Annotated in this window: 5 protein-coding genes; 4 read left to right on the top strand and 1 reads right to left on the bottom strand. The window is 54.8% G+C overall.

Annotation, left to right across the window (positions count from 1 at the left end):
* Nucleotides 1-165: 165 nt before the first annotated feature.
* Nucleotides 166-891 carry a YebC/PmpR family DNA-binding transcriptional regulator gene (locus NH461_RS22605; protein ID WP_261603215.1) on the bottom strand — a complete coding sequence of 242 codons (726 nt, stop codon included), beginning with the start codon at nucleotides 889-891 and terminating at the stop codon, nucleotides 166-168.
* 635 nt (nucleotides 892-1,526) lie between these two features.
* Here NH461_RS22605 and NH461_RS22600 point away from each other — a divergent pair.
* The 4 genes from NH461_RS22600 (at nucleotide 1,527) to NH461_RS22585 (ending at nucleotide 19,218) form a co-directional block, all read left to right on the top strand.
* Nucleotides 1,527-2,807 carry a hypothetical protein gene (locus NH461_RS22600; RefSeq protein ID WP_261603214.1) on the top strand — a complete coding sequence of 427 codons (1,281 nt, stop codon included), beginning with the start codon at nucleotides 1,527-1,529 and terminating at the stop codon, nucleotides 2,805-2,807.
* Nucleotides 2,808-2,813: 6 nt separating this feature from the next.
* Nucleotides 2,814-3,746: a methionyl-tRNA formyltransferase gene (locus NH461_RS22595; protein WP_261603213.1), complete on the top strand. Its 933-nt coding sequence runs from the start codon at nucleotides 2,814-2,816 to the stop codon at nucleotides 3,744-3,746.
* A 245-nt stretch (nucleotides 3,747-3,991) separates the two neighbouring features.
* Nucleotides 3,992-4,606 carry a phage tail protein gene (locus NH461_RS22590; protein WP_261603212.1) on the top strand — a complete coding sequence of 205 codons (615 nt, stop codon included), beginning with the start codon at nucleotides 3,992-3,994 and terminating at the stop codon, nucleotides 4,604-4,606.
* A gap of 398 nt (nucleotides 4,607-5,004) precedes the next feature.
* The gene (locus NH461_RS22585; RefSeq protein ID WP_261603211.1) at nucleotides 5,005-19,218 is read left to right on the top strand and encodes an Ig-like domain-containing protein; all 14,214 of its coding nucleotides are present in this window, start codon (nucleotides 5,005-5,007) and stop codon (nucleotides 19,216-19,218) included.
* Nucleotides 19,219-19,269 lie beyond the last annotated feature (51 nt).

Below are 19,269 nucleotides of genomic sequence, written 5' to 3'. Positions count from 1 at the left end.
GGAACGGGAGTTATCCGGGAGATGCGGTTGCACTATCGCGGTGCCGACGCGCTATTCTTGTGCAGGGTGCAGGGAACGGTGACGCAAGAAAGAGGGGAAAGCAAGAAGGAAGAACATCATCCGCCTGTTTGGCAGGCGGATGATGGGCACAAAGCGAAGCTTTGCTTATTCGGCTGGCAGTTCAGCGTTGTGGTAGACGTTCTGGACGTCGTCACAATCGTTCAGCGCATCGAGGAATTTCTCGAATGCGGCGACATCGTCACCTTCGACCGGGGTCATGGTTTGTGGAACGAAAGAAATCTCTTCAACGTCCAGTTTCACATCCGGCATGGTAGCTGCCAGCGCGTTTTTCACTTTGAAGAATTCAGTGTGCGGGGCAAAGACGGTAATCACGCCTTCTTCGCACTCGATGTCAGCAACATCGACATCTTCCATCATCAGGTTTTCCAGTACCGCTTCTTCATCGTTACCGGCAAACTGGAATACGGCCTGGTGCTCGAACATGTGGCCAACGGCACCCGGCGCACCGATTTTCGCATTGTTTTTCACGAATGCCTGGCGCACGTCCATGTAGGTACGGTTATTGTTATCGGTCAGACAGTCCACGATCACCATGGTGTTCCCCGGGCCGAACCCTTCGTAACGCGCAGTTGCAAAGTCTTCACCGCCGCCGCCTTTCGCCTTGTCGATCGCTTTGTCGATCACGTGGCCAGGAACCTGATCTTTTTTCGCTTTTTCCATCAGGCGGCGTAATGACAGGTTGCTGTCAGGGTCAATACCACCATTCTTGGCACAGACGTAAATCTCTTTACCGTACTTTGAATAGACTTTGATCTTGGCACCCTGGGTTTTTGCCATTGACATTTTACGGACTTCAAAACTGCGTCCCATAGGAATCACTCTCTTCTTGATATTTGGGATTTTGTTGAAAGCCGATATTACCAGTTTGTCGGTAAAGATGGCTAGCAGGTTTTCGTTGATAGGTGACAGCGGGGATGGAAGCCGGCATTTCAGGCGTTCAAGTACATCCGATAGGAGATCCAGCCCGAGTAAATTCACCTTTGGTATATGCCAGATCTTCTGCTCAGGGACTCAATACATTATGTGATATTGCTCCCAATGTGATCAGCTTTGCAGATATATCAATCAATAACGATTCATATCAAAAATGAATTGCCTCTGAAAGTTGATGAACTAACATTGTATGCATAGTTGTGCTTTGCTGTCGGTAATTGCGAGCAAGGTATGTCCAAGCACCGACCCCTGTCACGTCGTGGTGCTGCTTGCTGTGTCATGTTGTCTATGGGGGCTTCACGACGCTAACTGACTCACGGACGTTTATTTAATGTGGTTTCGGGTTGGTGAATTTAGGCTTCGTGTAATGTCGTGTAATACAACGACGCCGCTAGAAATGATAGAAACTCAACCCAAGCGATGAAAAGGTCAATAAGTTGGGATTGGTTGGTGAGAGCTGGAGATGACCAGCCAGTTTCAAATGAAAATCCGAGCTTGAAGGATGAAGAGCGATGGAAATGAAACGAGCAGAGATGCGTGGTAATTCAGGAATGAAAGAAAGCGCAGCATCACAGCCGGGGCTTGCGTTTGGTTATGCCGAACCTGCGCTTGATCCTTTGCTGCAATACTCCGTCAGGCAGCAACTTGAAGCTTTAACCAAAGAGAAACTCACCGATTGGCAACGGCGCTGTTTACTGCGCGAGAGCTTTACCGAAACGATTACGACGGTGTTGCAGCAAGAGAAAACCGATCATCAAACCTTAACCCGGTTATTTGAAAATATGTATCAATGCGCGGTTCAGTCGATGGCACTGGCCGGGCTGTCGCAGGAAGTGCTAACCAGGCAGTATATCGGGTCGACGGGCTTAGTGATGTCGCCTTTAAACTGCCGCACCACGATTCAGGACATCTACCGGGTCAAAGGGTTTACTCGGGGTATTGATCAGGCAATCCGAGCCAAGTTAGCCCACAAAGAAAGCATTCATATACTTTATCCGGCTTGTGGGCCTTTTGCACCGCTGATGCTTCCGTTGCTGCAGTACTACCAGGAGAAGGCGGTTTTCTCCAGTGAGCAAATCCAATTAACGTTGGTGGATGTGCAACCCGGTGCGATTCAGACCCTTCACCAGTTAGTCTCGGATTTGGGGCTGGATGCTTATGTCGCTCAGCTCGCCGAAGCGGATGCGACAGCCTTCCAGCCTGAGCAGTCGTTCGATCTGTTGATTTTAGAAGCGATGCAGCATGGGTTTACCAAAGAAGGGCAGCTCAGTATTGCTAAGCATCTGGTGCCTTTTTTAAGTGTTGACGGCTCACTCATTCCGGCAGAGATCTCCGTTCGTGGGATGCTGGTTCATGGTGAAACCGAGTTTAACCAGCAATGGCAAACAGCGAAATATGCCCATTCCGACAATATTTCAGAACAAGCCCAAGCCGACCGTGTTGAGCTAGGCGAAATTTTCAAAATCACCAAATCCAGCTTGCTGGGTATGGCAGAAATTGAGTTGCAAAGCGGCGTCAAAGTCATTCGGGCGAATCAAGTGAAGATTCCGAGCGGTGTTGCAGATATGAAAGATCGGATCCTGGCGATTTATGCCCATATCGAGACTTTCGCTGGGGAATCTGTCGGTCCGTATGATTCCGGGATCACCCATCCTTGTCCGGATATGAGCTTTTATGTGGACATGCAACCTAGGGTGACCAGTTCTCAGAACTTTGTCGTACGGAGCGGAGAAACGGTGCAGTTTTATTACCAACTCACCGGCCTCCCTGGCTTTGTTGCAACAAAAGGATAATCGAGCATGACAGGGAAATTTGCATTTTTCACTGGGAGTAGCTTTTCGTTACCGGCTATCCAGTATTTACAGGCGCAGGGACGTCTAGCGTGCGTTGTGTTGGTCGATGCAGAGCCAAATCCTGATTTGATGCAATTGACTCAGGCTTTAAATCAGCTGGAGATAACAGTGCTCAAGTATTCGGCTGACAATGTTGCTCCTTTCATTGCTGCTCTGGATGCGTCCTCGGCACGCTACGGCATCGTTTATTTATTCCGTCATAAGATCAGTACAGCGCTGATCAATTACTTTCATCAGGATATTTATAATATCCATCCCAGTGACTTGCCTCAGTACAAAGGGCCTATGCCGCTGTATTGGCAAGTCAGAGACGGTATTTCCTGTACTCAGTTGACGGTGCATCGGGTCACCCCGGAAATTGATTCGGGTGAAATTGGTGCGCAGCTTGAGATGCCGATTCATCCTTTTGAAACTTTGGTGTGTGTTTATCAAAAAAGTGCTCAGCTGATCCCGCAATTGTTGCATCAATTCATGAATCAATTGGAAAGCGGCACAGTTGAATGGCGGCAACAGAACAATCGTGTGTATCCATCCGCACCTTTTCCCCAACCGGAAGATTCGATGGTGAACTGGGAAGAACATACCGCATCAGACATCGTCAATATGGCCCGGGCTGGGTGTGGGGATTTCGGAAGTATTCGGATTCGTTTTCATACTCATGATATTCAGCTTATTCAAGCGAGCAAACAGGAATTGAGTGTCGCTGGTCTACCGCCGGGTACTGTGATTGAAGTGGGACTGAATTCTGGTGTGGTGGTTGCGACGAAAGATGGTGCGGTCAAGCTGGATATTATTGCGACCCCACAGGGGATTTTTGATGGTTATCGTTTTTCTCTCTTATACGGGATGGATGCCGGGATGATGTTATCGCCGGTGTAATGATCATGGGACACTGAAATATAAATTGGAGGCCAAATGATTTGCCGAATGTGTTTGTTTTACCGGTCGGTTTTTGTTGCCCTGGTTTAGTCGATGTGGTTTTTTCGATATTGGATGTCAGCAGTCGCTATCGATAAATGAGTTATTTAGATTTTTATGATCACCCACAAAAATGGATGCAAGGTGGATAGGTTGTGATTCACCATGTGATTTCAAGGTAACAAAAAGACACAGGAGAAACGGATATGGCTGCGGATTCTTATATTGGTGCTATGGTGCCTTTTGGCGGCACTTATACAATCGAAAACTGGGCAATGTGTTCAGGGCAGCTCCAGGACATTGCACAAAATACAGCACTCTTTTCTATTATCGGTTCTATTTATGGCGGAGATGCCCGTACCACCTTCGGTTTACCCGATTTACGCGGTCGCAGCCCGGTAGGGCAAGGCACGATGTCCGGCGGCCTTACTTATCCGCAGGGGCTCAAAATGGGGAAAGAGCGAGTCACCCTTAAGGTCTCACAGTTACCCGCGCATAGCCATACAGCCACGTTTACGCCAACAGGCGGCACCAGTGTTACGGGAAAGCTGGAGGTGGCCACTAACGTCGGGATATCTTCAGTGCCTTCCAATGGCACTTACCTCGCGGCGGGCAGTGCCAGTGACAACTACATATCACCGGGGTTAGGGGGAGTGAGTCTGACTGAAATACAAGGACTGACTGTATCCGGTGATGGCAGTGTTGGCGGTTTGGTCACAATCGGTAGTACCGGCAATGACGAGCCAGTCGGCATCATTAGTCCGGTGCTGCCGATCAACTGGCTGATTGCATTGAGGGGAGTATATCCGCCGCGCAGTTAGCCATGATTTGTAATGTGGGAAGTGACAATACAGAGATATGATGATGCATCAGAATACAGGGCAACGGGCTGTTGTTTGACGGGTTGCCTTTCAAAATTGCGTTGTTGATACATTCAATATAGATGAGGTGACTCGCTCATCGCTGCGCTATTTGAATGCGATTTTTGAAAAATGAATGGGACCTCAAAAAGCAAGCAGGAGGGTGAGCTTGCTTGAGGTCATGGTTGGTTAAAAGCTTGAGTCTGCAGGCGAGAATAAACGCAGACCTATTTTATCGAAAACGATAGAAATGATTCTTGACCCGAAAATGTTCGACAAGTCTGTTTCATCGGGTTCACGTCAGAAATGGTAGAAAGTTCACGGATGATATCGTGACGGGGTATGAAGGTTTAGTTGGTATGAAAAATAAAATGGTGTGTGAGGCTGATCTGTTAACTTCGGGGGCAAGGTACCATCCTCCTTCATTGATGGGGTTTTTCAAATATCACAAAGTGACTAAGTTGGCACTGATCATCTCTGCTTTATTTAGCGCCGATGCAGCCGCCGGCAAATTCAACTTTACCTCGGTCAATGGTGACAATACTCAGACGTTAACCACAACCGTCGACGGAGTGACGTTGACCGCAACTCAGTCGGGTGGCAATACGGTCCAGGTAACAGCGGGCTTTATGGACGCAGGGACATTTCATAACAGTGAGTCCTGGACGATCACCTTCAGTGTGCCTATTGATATTACCCAGTTTGATATTGGAGAATTCGCTAACCAAGACGCGGGTAGTTTTGTATTTACACCGGATAACGGTACCGCGGAAAGCATCGCTACAAATGATCCACAGTTAAGTGATTTTATTGCGACACTGACCCCTTCTGACTGGCTCGGGGTCTCTTCGGTGGTGTATACCTTTGTTCACGAAACCAATGGCAGCCGGGTTGGAATTGATAATATCATCTTTACCGTTTCAGCCTCGGATAGTACGCCGCCCACTTTTGATGGGGCAAACTCAACCCCCGCTGATAACGACACTAATGTTTCTGTTAGTAACAATATCATTATCGACTTTGATGAAAATATCGCCTTGGGAAGCGGCAACATCACCATCCGCAACGTGACCGACAGCAGCGATTTTGAGGTGTTCAATATCGCCACTGAAAGTGACGGGACAACGACCTCTCCCGGCGCCGGGCGGATCGGTATTACCAACGATAAAGTTTACTTAAATCCTACCAATAATTTATCAGGCAACCGCACGTATGCCATTCGTATTGATCCGGGAGCTGTGGAGGATAGTAGCGGCAACAGCTTTGCCGGGATCAGCGACGATAACACCTTCAACTTTATTACGGTGAGTACTGCGCCGGATGCGCCATCTGCACCGGATTTGGATGCTGCCTCGGATACCGGTATATCAAATATCGATAATGTCACCAACGATACAACACTAACGTTGAGTGGGACTGCTGAGAGTGGTTCGACTGTTACTTTATATAGTGATCAAGTCGGCGGGGGAGCCGATGTTATTGGTACGGGTACCGCAACCGATGGAAATTGGCAAATCACGACCAGCACACTTGCGGCTGGTGTGACGCACGCAATCACAGCAAAAGCGGCTTCCGATAGCAACAACGTAAGCCCGGCATCCAGTGCGCTGAGTGTCACCATTGACACAATAGTGCCATCCGACGTGATCATCACCACCCCCATCGAAGGGGACGGCCGGGTTAATGCAGCGGAAGATAACGATGTGCTGATCTCAGGCAGTGGTGCCGAGGCGGGCAACCCTGTGACGGTGTCCATCACGGACAATAACAGCACCACCACCCGGACGGTGATGGCGGACACGGGCGGCAACTGGACCATCAGCGGCAGCGAAATCGACGTCAGCGGCTTCAATAACGGCACCCTGACGGTGTCGGCGACGCAGACCGATACCGCGGGCAACACCTCCACGGCGGCCACCCAGAGTATCACCTTGGACAATGCCGCACCGTCGGCACTCACCATCACCACCCCCATCGAAGGGGACGGCCGGGTTAATGCAGCAGAAGATAACGATGTGCTGATCTCAGGTACAGGCGCGGAGGCGGGCAACTATGTGACGGTGTCCATCACGGACAATAACAGCACCACCACCCGCACGGTGACGGCGGATACGGGCGGCAACTGGACCATCAGCGGCAGCGAAATCGACGTCAGCGGCTTCAATAACGGCACCCTGACGGTGTCGGCAACGCAGACCGATACCGCGGGCAACACCTCCACGGCGGCCACCCAGAGTATCACTCTGGACACCACGGCCCCTTCAGCACCCGGTACGCCAGACTTGTCTGCCAGCAGTGATACTGGTACTTCAAATACCGATAATGTCACCAATGATACAACGGCGACATTCACCGGTTCCGGGACTACTGGTGACACCATTACACTGATCTCCGATATCGATGGCAGTGTCGGCAGTGCGACGGCGAGTGGTGGCATCTGGACCATTACCAGCTCGGCACTGACCGCCGGGTCACACATCATTACGGCCCGTGCGACGGATACGGCGGGTAATATCGCAGACAGTTCAGGCTTATCGGTGACCGTGGACACCAGCGCCAGTGCACCCAGTATTACCACGCCGATTGAGGGCGATGGTCTGGTCAATGCGGCCGAAGATAGCGATGTGCTGATTATTGGTACCGGCGCTGAATCCGGAGCCAGTGTCACGGTGACCATTGACGACGGTGTCAACAGCCAGAGCCAGACCGTGAATGCCGATGGCAGTGGCAACTGGACCTTGAGCGGCCAGGAGCTGGATGTCAGCGGCTTTAACAACGGCTCGCTGACGGTGAGGGCGGTGCAGAGCGATACGGCAGGCAATATCTCTACCGCTGCGACGCAAAGCATCACCCTGGACAATGCCGTACCGTCGGCACTCACTATCACCACCCCCATCGAAGGGGACGGCCGGGTTAATGCAGCGGAAGACAACGATGTGTTGATTTCAGGCAGTGGTGCCGAGGCGGGCAACCCTGTGACGGTGTCCATCACGGACAATAACAGCACCACCACCCGCACGGTGACGGCGGATACGGGCGGCAACTGGACCCTCAGCGGCAGCGAAATTGACGTCAGCGGCTTTAATAACGGCACCCTGACGGTCTCGGCGACGCAGACCGATACCGCGGGCAACACCTCCACGGCGGCCACCCAGAGTATCACCCTGGACAATGCCGCACCGTCGGCACTCACCATCACCACCCCGATTGAGGGGGATGGTGTGGTTAATGCCGCCGAAGACAATCACGTCCTGATCGCCGGTAGCGGCGCGGAGGCGGGCAACCCTGTGACGGTGTCCATCACGGACAATAACAATACCACCACCCGCACGGTGACGGCGGATACGGGCGGCAACTGGACCCTCAGCGGCAGCGAAATCGACGTCAGCGGCTTTAATAACGGCACCCTGACGGTGTCGGCGACGCAGACCGATACCGCGGGCAACACCTCCACGGCGGCCACCCAGAGCATTACCCTGGATAACGCCGCGCCGTCGGCACTCACCATCACCACGCCGATTGAAGGCGATGGCTGGGTCAATGCCGCCGAAGATAACGATGTCTTAATCGCGGGTACCGGTGCAGAGGCGGGTAATAGTGTCACCGTCACCATTCACGATGGCGCCAACAGCCAGAGCCGTACCGTGACTGCCGACGGCAGTGGTAACTGGACCATCAGCGGCAGCGAGTTCGACGTCAGTAGCTTTAACAACGGCACGCTAACCGTGTCAGCCAGCCAGAGTGATGCGGCAGGCAACACCTCGAGTGCTGCCAGCACCACTATTACGCTGGATAACACGGCGCCATCAGCTCCGTCGATCACCACGCCGATTGAGGGCGATGGTCGGGTCAATGCCGCCGAAGATAACGATGTCTTAATCGCGGGTACCGGCGCGGAGGCGGGCAACAGCGTGACCGTCACCATTCACGATGGTGCCAACAGCCAGAGCCGTACCGTGACTGCCGACGGCAGTGGTAACTGGACCATCAGCGGCAGCGAGTTCGACGTCAGTGCGTTCAACAATGGTACGCTAACTGTGTCAGCCAGCCAGAGCGATGCGGCGGGTAATACCTCGAGTGCTGCCAGCACCACCATTACGCTGGATAACACGGCGCCAAGCGCCCCGTCGATCACCACGCCGATTGAGGGCGATGGCCGGGTCAATGCCGCGGAAGACAATGATGTGTTGATTACTGGTTCCGGCGCGGAGGCGGGCAATAGTGTCACCGTCACTATTCACGATGGCGCCAACAGCCAGAGCCGTACCGTGACTGCCGACGGCAGCGGTAACTGGACCATCAGCGGCAGCGAGTTTAACGTCAGTAGCTTTAACAACGGCACGCTAACCGTGTCAGCCAGCCAGAGCGATGCGGCAGGCAACACCTCGAGTGCTGCCAGCACCACTATTACGCTGGATAACACGGCGCCATCAGCTCCGTCGATCACCACGCCGATTGAGGGCGATGGCCGGGTCAATGCCGCCGAAGATAACGATGTCTTAATCGCGGGTACCGGTGCAGAGGCGGGTAATAGTGTCACCGTCACCATTCACGATGGCGCCAACAGCCAGAGCCGTACCGTGACTGCCGACGGCAGTGGTAACTGGACCATCAGCGGCAGCGAGTTCGACGTCAGTAGCTTTAACAACGGCACGCTAACCGTGTCAGCCAGCCAGAGTGATGCGGCAGGCAACACCTCGAGTGCTGCCAGCACCACTATTACGCTGGATAACACGGCGCCATCAGCTCCGTCGATCACCACGCCGATTGAGGGCGATGGCCGGGTCAATGCCGCCGAAGATAACGATGTCTTAATCGCGGGTACCGGTGCAGAGGCGGGTAATAGTGTCACCGTCACCATTCACGATGGCGCCAACAGCCAGAGCCGTACCGTGACTGCCGACGGCAGTGGTAACTGGACCATCAGCGGCAGCGAGTTCGACGTCAGTAGCTTTAACAACGGCACGCTAACCGTGTCAGCCAGCCAGAGTGATGCGGCAGGCAACACCTCGAGTGCTGCCAGCACCACTATTACGCTGGATAACACGGCGCCATCAGCTCCGTCGATCACCACGCCGATTGAGGGCGATGGCCGGGTCAATGCCGCCGAAGATAACGATGTCTTAATCGCGGGTACCGGTGCAGAGGCGGGTAATAGTGTCACCGTCACCATTCACGATGGCGCCAACAGCCAGAGCCGTACCGTGACTGCCGACGGCAGTGGTAACTGGACCATCAGCGGCAGCGAGTTCGACGTCAGTAGCTTTAACAACGGCACGCTAACCGTGTCAGCCAGCCAGAGTGATGCGGCAGGCAACACCTCGAGTGCTGCCAGCACCACTATTACGCTGGATAACACGGCGCCATCAGCTCCGTCGATCACCACGCCGATTGAGGGCGATGGTCGGGTCAATGCCGCCGAAGATAACGATGTCTTAATCGCGGGTACCGGCGCGGAGGCGGGCAACAGCGTGACCGTCACCATTCACGATGGTGCCAACAGCCAGAGCCGTACCGTGACTGCCGACGGCAGTGGTAACTGGACCATCAGCGGCAGCGAGTTCGACGTCAGTGCGTTCAACAATGGTACGCTAACTGTGTCAGCCAGCCAGAGCGATGCGGCGGGTAATACCTCGAGTGCTGCCAGCACCACCATTACGCTGGATAACACGGCGCCAAGCGCCCCGTCGATCACCACGCCGATTGAGGGGGATGGCCGGGTCAATGCCGCCGAAGATAACGATGTCTTAATCGCGGGTACCGGTGCAGAGGCGGGTAATAGTGTCACCGTCACCATTCACGATGGTGCCAACAGCCAGAGCCGTACCGTGACTGCCGACGGCAGCGGTAACTGGACCATCAGTGGCAGCGAGTTTGATGTCAGCAGCTTTAACAACGGCACGCTAACCGTGTCAGCCAGTCAGAGCGATGCGGCAGGCAACACCTCGAGTGCTGCCAGCACCACTATTACGCTGGATAATGCCGCGCCATCTGCGGTGACCATCACGACACCGATTGAGACGGACGGCATAGTTAACGCGGCCGAAGATAACGACGTGCTGATCGCCGGTTCCGGCGCCGAAGCGGGTAACAGTGTCACCGTGACCATCACGGATAACAACAGCTCAGTAAGCCGTACGGTGACTGCCGATAATTCCGGTAACTGGACGCTGAGCGGTAGTGAGCTGGATGTCAGCGGCCTGAACAATGGCACCTTGACGGTGTCTGCGACGCAAGCGGATACGGCGGGCAACACGTCCACCGCAGCCACCCAGACCATTACCCTGGACAATGCCGCGCCTTCTGCCGTGACCATCACGACACCGATTGAGACGGACGGCATTGTTAACGCGGCCGAAGATAACGACGTTCTGATCGCCGGTTCCGGTGCTGAGTCGGGCAACAGCGTGACCGTAACCATCACGGACAATAGCAGCTCGGTGAGCCGTACGGTGACTGCCGATAATTCCGGTAACTGGACGCTGAGCGGCAGTGAGCTGGATGTCAGCGGCCTGAACAATGGCACGCTCACCGTATCAGCAACGCAAGCGGATACGGCGGGTAATACCTCCACGGCTGCGACACAAACCATTACGCTGGATAATGCCGCGCCATCTGCGGTGACCATCACGACACCGATTGAGACGGACGGGATTGTCAATGCCGCTGAAGACAACGATGTGCTCATCGCAGGTACCGATGCAGAGGCGGGTAATAGTGTCACCGTAACCATTCACGATGGTGCCAACAGCCAGAGCCGTACCGTGACTGCCGACGGCAGTGGTAACTGGACTATCAGCGGCAGCGAGTTTGACGTCAGCAGCTTTAACAACGGTACATTAACCGTGTCAGCCAGTCAGAGCGATGCGGCAGGCAACACCTCGAGTGCTGCCAGCACCACCATTACGCTGGATAACACGGCGCCAAGCGCCCCGTCGATCACCACGCCGATTGAGGGGGATGGCCGGGTCAATGCCGCCGAAGATAACGATGTCTTAATCGCGGGTACCGGTGCAGAGGCGGGTAATAGTGTCACCGTCACCATTCACGATGGTGCCAACAGCCAGAGCCGTACCGTGACTGCCGACGGCAGCGGTAACTGGACCATCAGTGGCAGCGAGTTTGATGTCAGCAGCTTTAACAACGGCACGCTAACCGTGTCAGCCAGTCAGAGCGATGCGGCAGGCAACACCTCGAGTGCTGCCAGCACCACCATTACGCTGGATAACACGGCGCCATCAGCTCCGTCGATCACCACGCCGATTGAGGGGGATGGCCGGGTCAATGCCGCCGAAGATAACGATGTCTTAATCGCGGGTACCGATGCAGAGGCGGGCAATAGCGTGACCGTCACCATTCACGATGGTGCCAACAGCCAGAGCCGTACCGTGACTGCCGACGGCAGTGGTAACTGGACCATCAGCGGCAGCGAGTTCGACGTCAGTGCGTTCAACAATGGTACGCTAACTGTGTCAGCCAGCCAGAGCGATGCGGCGGGTAATACCTCGAGTGCAGCCAGTACTACGGTCATCCTGGATAACGTTATCCCATCCGTTTCGATGACGAGCAGTAAGGCCAGTCTGAAAGCAGGCGAGACCGCAACGCTGACCTTCACCCTGAACGAAACCAGCAGTGACTTTGCTGAAGGTGACATCACGGTTGTTGGCGGTACGCTGAGCAACTTCGCAGGCAGCGGCACAGCTTATACAGCAACGTTCACCCCGGCGGCCGATCGTAGTGAGCCAGCGACATTCGATATTGCAGCGGAGACGTTCACCGATGCGGCGGGCAACAGTAATACCGCAGCGACGCAACTGAGCATCACCCTGGATACCGCGCTGCCGAGCGTGACCATCAGCAGTGACAAGGCCAGCCTGAAAGCAGGCGAGCAGGCGACGATCAGCGTCACTCTGAACGAAGCCAGCACTGACTTTGCCGAAAGTGACATTACGGTTGTTGGTGGTGCCCTGAGCAATTTCACGTCTCATAGTGGCACGAGTTATACCGTCACCTTCACGCCTGATGCGGATAGTGAAACCAATGCGACGCTGGATATCTATGCGGGCGCTTTCACCGACGCGGCGGGGAACAGCAACACCGCAGCAACCCAGCTCACTCTGAATGTTGATACGGTTCTACCGAGCGGCCATAGCGTGGTCGTCGATCAGGCATTGATTAACCGGGAGAATGAGGCTGCGCTGAGCTTTACCGTTTCGGGCTTGGAAGGTTCGGGTTCCATGACTTATCAAGTCAGTGACGGAACGGATAGCGTGTCTGGCTCGTCGCCGATTGCGATTGATGCTGAAAGTAAACAGGTGACAGGCGTTGATGTCAGCGCTTTGGCTGAGGGGACGCTGACGTTGTCGGTGGTCGTTTCTGATGAAGCGGGGAATGCGGCGGAGAGCATTTCTGCGACCGTGACGAAGAAATATAACGTCGCGCCGGAATTGTCCGGTACGCCTGCGACGGCAGTCGATGAGGATGCGGCGTATCACTTTGAGCCGACCCTGGCCGACCCGGATGAGGGCGACACGCACACCTTCAGCATTGAAAACAAGCCGGAGTGGGCTGAGTTCGATTCGCAGACGGGCGCGCTCACCGGGACGCCTGAGGATGCGGATGTTGGTCATTACAGTGATATTCAAATTAAAGTCTCTGACGGGACGGATGAAGACACGCTGGACAGCTTCAGCATTGAAGTTGTGAATACCAATGATGCGCCGGTCGGCCAGGACTTTAGCTTTACCCTGGATGAAGCCGCGACGCTGACGGTTGCAGCGGAAAATGGTTTGCTGAGCAAGGCAACGGATGATGATAGCGACAGCGGCGATACCTTCACCGCGTCTGTGGTGACTGAGCCGCAGTATGGCCAGTTGACCCTCAGCGAGGACGGCAGCTTCAGCTATCAGCATGACGGTAGTGAAAATCATGCGGACAGCTTTACCTTCCAGGTTGTTGATGCCGAAAACGCAACCTCTCAAGTCCATACTGTGACTCTGACCATGAATGCGGTGGCGGATGCGCCGGTCACGGTTAACGATGAAGCGACGACGAACGAAGACACTGTCGTGACCATTAAGCTGCTGGACAACGACTATGATCCGGAAGGCGATATGGTGCCATCTTCTGCCGCCGTGGTTGTTGCGCCAACCAAGGGTAAAGTGGCGATTGCGAATGGCGTCGCGACCTATACACCGAATGACAATGAAAATGGCCAGGACAGCTTCACCTATACGGTGAAAGATGCTTTGCTCAATACGTCGGCAGAAGCGACGGTGACTGTGACGATCACACCTGTGAACGACTTACCGGTTGCTGCGAACCTGAGTGAGACGATTGAGGAGGATAATGCCACCGATGCCCTTGCGGTGCGTAAGGCGGCCAGTGATATTGAAGATGGTAAGCCGACCGGCGACATCACCATTGAGACGCAGCCTGCCATCGGTAGCGTGGCTATCGACCAGGACGCGGGGACTTTGGTGTACACGCCAAACCTCAACGAAGTCGGTACCGATACCTTTACCTACACCATCACCGATAGCGAAGGTGGCGTTTCTGAGCCGGCTACGGTGACGGTGAATATTGGTGCGGTGAATGACCGTCCGATTGTGGGGAATGACAGCGTGACCACGGATGAAGATGTGGCAACCACGCTGACGATTCTGGCCAATGATTCGGATATCGAAGATCAAAGCTTCACTCCAGAAAGTATCACCCTGGAAGATCAGGGCAATGGTGCGGGGAATTATGCCAAAGCTGAGGTCAGTGTTCGGGACGATGGCAGTCTGGCGATCACTCCACGTTTGAACAAGAACGGCACCTTTAGCTTTACTTACACCTTAACTGATAGCGAAGGCTTGCAATCTGAGCCAGCGACGGTGACGGTCACTTTGGCCCCGGTCAACGATGCGCCGGTCGCGGTCGATAATACCGCTCAGCTCCTGGAAGAAGGTTCGTTTGAAGTCAACGTGCTGGGGAATGATACCGATGTCGACCTTGACGACGGTGACAGTCTGAATCCAGCCAGTGTCACGGTTGTCCGGGCACCGGTCAATGGTCAGGTTCAGGTCACATCGGCAGGGGCGATTGTCTATACCGCCAATGAAAACTACTTCGGTGAGGATACCTTCACCTATACCGTGAAAGATGCCGCGGGGGCTGTCTCGAATGAGGCCACCGTGACCATGACCGTCACCCCGGTCAACGATGCGCCGGTTGCGATAGCCCAGGCACAAATGCTGGATGAGGACACCACGCTGACTCTCACCCTGGGCGGGACGGACATCGAAGACGATGCTCTGGTGTACAGCATTACTGAAAGCACCAGCAATGGTGAGCTTGAGCAGTTAGGTGACAACAGCTGGCGTTATACCCCGAATGCGAACTTTTACGGCGCAGACAGCTTCAAGTTCAAAGTCAATGACGGGGAGTTGGACTCTGAGCCGGTGGAAGTCACGCTGACGGTCAATCCGGTCAACGACGCACCAAGTGTCCAGAGCCTGTCGGTCAACGGCGAGGAAGATACGGACCTGGCGATTACCCTGGTGGGCAGCGATGTGGAAGGTTCGACATTGATGTATCAGATGGTGATGCCACCGGAGAATGGCAGCGTGCTGCTGTCAGGTAATAAGGTGACCTATCAACCGGATGCCAACTTCTTCGGTCAGGACAGCTTTACCTATATTGCCAACGACGGCGAGCTGGATTCGACACCGGCGACGGTCACGATCGACATTGCTGGGGTTAATGACGTACCAACGATCAGCGGCACCCCGTCGACGGCGGTCGATGAAGATACCGCTTATCAGTTTGTGCCGGTTGTGAGTGACAATGACAGCGCCGATACGCTGCGCTTCAGTATCGCCAACAAGCCGAGCTGGGCCAGCTTTGATCAAGCGACGGGGATGCTGAGCGGTACACCGGGCAATGGCGATGTCGGCATCACCAATAACATTGTGATTTCAGTCTCGGACGGCACAGAGAAAGCCTCGTTGCCGGGCTTCAGCCTGACGGTCAACAATGTCAACGATGCACCGGTGATCAGCGGTAATCCGGCCACGGAGGTCAACGAAGATACGGCTTACTACTACAAGCCGCAGGTGACGGATGTCGACAGTACATTGCTAACCTTCAGCATCACCAACAAACCAAGTTGGGCCAACTTTGATGCAACCAGCGGGGCGCTCAGCGGCACGCCGGATAACAGCCATGTCGGAACCACCAATGGGATTGTGATTTCAGTCTCCGATGGCCAGGCGAGTGCATCACTGCCTGCCTTTAATCTGACGGTGAACAACGTCAACGATGCGCCGGTGGGTGAGTCGCTGACCGTCACGCTGAATGAAGATAGCAGCGCAACGATCACGCCAACGGTGTCGGATGTGGATCAGGATAGTCTGACCCGGAAAGTCACCGCGGGACCATCCCACGGTGTGCTGGCAGCGACGACGAACGGCTGGACGTACACGCCAACGGCGAACTTCAACGGTATCGACAGCTTCCAGTATCAGGTGAATGATGGTCAGGTGTCGTCCGCGGCGTATACCGTGACCCTGAACGTTGCTGCCGTGAACGATGCACCGGTTGCGGTGGATGATCGGTTCGCTTTGACTGCCCATGGTCAAACGACTTTCACCCTGGACGTGTTGAGGAACGACAGCGATGTTGACGAGGATACGTTGCAACTGGATTGGGTCCGACCAACGGCCGGGCAAGCCAGCATCCAGGATGGCAAGATCCTGCTGACAACGCAGCAGATTGGTACCCTGACTGTGCAGTACGGTATTACCGACGGCAAGGGTGGCAAAGCGACGGCGAAAGCGCTGGTTACCCTTGAGAGCGGCAAGCTGGATGCGCCAACCATCACGGCGCCCGCCGATGTGGAAGTGAACGCGACCGCCTTGTCGACTAAGGTGGACTTGGGTACGGCGGTGGCCTTTGACAGCACCGGGAAGCCGTTGCCGGTTTCACTGGCTGATAACCGGACCTTCTTCCGTCCGGGCGTGAATACCGTGTACTGGCAGACCGAGGACTCGCAGGGCAATACTGCCGAAGCGAGCCAGACGGTGATTGTCCATCCGCTGGTCAGTATCGAGAAAGATGCAGAAACTACCGAAGACACGTCCCATACCGTGAAGGTTCACCTCAATGGTCCGGCACCGTCGTATCCGGTCACAATTCCATATCAGGTCTCGGGCAGCAGTGGTGCGAATGACCATGATCTGACGGATGGTGAGGTGGTGATAACTGAGGGGACTGTCGGGGAAATCACCTTTAATGTCCTGGCGAATCCGGAGTCGGAAGATCCTGAAACGCTGATTATCACTTTGGATGACACGTTGAACCGGGGCAGCAAGCACCAGTACACCCTGACCATCTATGAGCAGAATGTGGCGCCGAAGGTGAGTGTGATCGTGAAACAAGGGGACGATCAGCGCAGTAAGGTGGAAAACAAAGATCAGACCGTGACGGTAAATGCGACGGTGACGGATCCGAATGCTGGCGATAGCCATACCTATGCTTGGGTTGCGGATGATGCGCAACTGGCGGCTGCCATCGCCGGGCAGACCCAAGGGGCGACCTTGAACTTCTCACCAGTTGGGCTGAATTCGGCCATCTATCACTTGCAACTGACGGTGACGGATAACGGTCAGACGCCGCTGTCGGTGACAGAGGATGTTTATCTAGAGGTGGTGGCAGCGCTGGCGGTTCTGGGCGACGAGGATAGCGATGGCGACTTGATCCCGGATAACCAGGAAGGCCATACCGACAGTGATAACGATGGGATCCCGGATTACCAGGATGCGATCAGCGATTGTAATGTGATTCAGGAAAATGTCGCGGATACATCTCATTATCTGGTTGAAGGGGATCCGGGGGTCTGCCTGCGCAAAGGGGTAACCGTGGCCGGTAATGAAACCGGCGGGACGCAGCTCCTTGAGGACGAAGTGAAAACTAAGTTGGGCGCCGATGAAACCGCCGATAACATTGGCGGGATCTTTGACTTTGTCGCAACAGGTCTGCCGCAAGTGGGCCAAAGTTATCGCGTGGTCTTCCCGCAGCGGCGTCCGATCCCAGCAGATGCGGTGTACCGTAAGTATAAAGAAGGTCTGGGTTGGGTCGACTTTGTCCAGGACGCTGAGAATACATTGGCGTCGACACAAGGTGAAGCCGGTTATTGTCCGCCTCCGGGGGACAGCAGCTGGACGCCGGGTCTGACCGAAGGTCACTGGTGTGTGCAGTTGACGATTCAGGATGGTGGTCCGAATGATGATGATGGTGTCGCCAATGGCAGTGTGGTCGATCCGGGCGGTGTTGCGGCAAGGGCAACCGGTAACACAGCACCGAAAGCACTGAGCGACACGGTGTCTGTCAGCCGCAATGGTCACATCATGATTGATGTGCTGGCCAACGACAGTGATGCCGATGGTCATCCGCTGACGGTTACCAATGCAACCGCTGATTTCGGGACGGTGGCCGTGGTCGGCAACTGGTTGAGCTATACCGCCAAAGATCAGTACTATGGTGTGGCGACCATCAGCTACAGCGTCTCTGATAACAATGGCGGAACCGACTTTGCCAACGTGAAGGTCAATGTCGTGAACAGTCAGACACCAGTTGCGGTGGATGATGTTGTCGCCACCGATGATCGGACCCCGCTGGTTATCCGGGTACTGAGTAACGACAGTGATCCGGATGGCGATGCGCTCACTGTGGTCTCGGCCGTGGCACAAAACGGGACGGTGACGATTAACAGTGATCAGAGCCTGTCTTATACCCCGAAAGTCGGTTTTGAAGGTGAAGATACCGTGACTTACGTGATCCGCGATACCAATGGTCTGGAAGACACCGGGAAGGTGACGGTGAAGACCAGCCTGACTCACAGCGTTGTGGTGGAAAATGAAGCCGGTGGTCACACGGGCGGGTTGACCCTTGCGCTGCTGACCTTGCTGGGCTTTGCCCGCCGGGTCGGCAAACGCGGATGGCTCGCCCTGCTGGCGCTGCTGAGCTTCAATAGTCAGGCCGCCTGGTTTATGGAGACGGATCTTGGCTTTAGCAATGCGCACAAGCGTGATGCGGTGAAAGTTGAAGAAGTCATCAAAACTGAAGACACGGACCTGTACTGGTCTGTCGGCGCGGGCTATGCGTTCAATGAGCAGTGGTCGCTGACGGCGCGCTATGTTGATATGGGCGAAGGCAGTGCGACGCTCAGCGGGATGTCTGCGACGCCGCAAGCCTACCATCAGCAAGTCGCACAGGTCACGCCGGTTCTGGCCGATGGCTTTGGCCTGGATGTCGGTTATGCGTTCTGGCAACAGGAAGCATGGCGGGCCGAGGTGAGTTTGGGCGGCCTGTACTGGGATGTCGACTTCGAAAGCCGCTACCAGGGTGAGACGATCAAGTCCGACAGTGACGGGTTCGATCTGTATGCCGGGGCTGACATCGGTTATGCCCTGTCTAAGCAGTGGACACTGGGCATCAACGCGACCCGTTATTTTATTGAGCCGAATGACGTGGATACCCTGGCCCTGAAGCTGACTTATCACTTTGGTGCTGGGGATAGCTCAGAATAGTGCGGTTGGATGCAACCTAAGCGAGAGAGAGTAGGGTTGATGACACTTTAG

The sequence above is a fragment of the Photobacterium sp. TY1-4 genome, assembly GCF_025398175.1.
Taxonomy (GTDB): Bacteria; Pseudomonadota; Gammaproteobacteria; order Enterobacterales; family Vibrionaceae; genus Photobacterium.
This window is presented reverse-complemented; position numbering and strand designations above follow the sequence as displayed.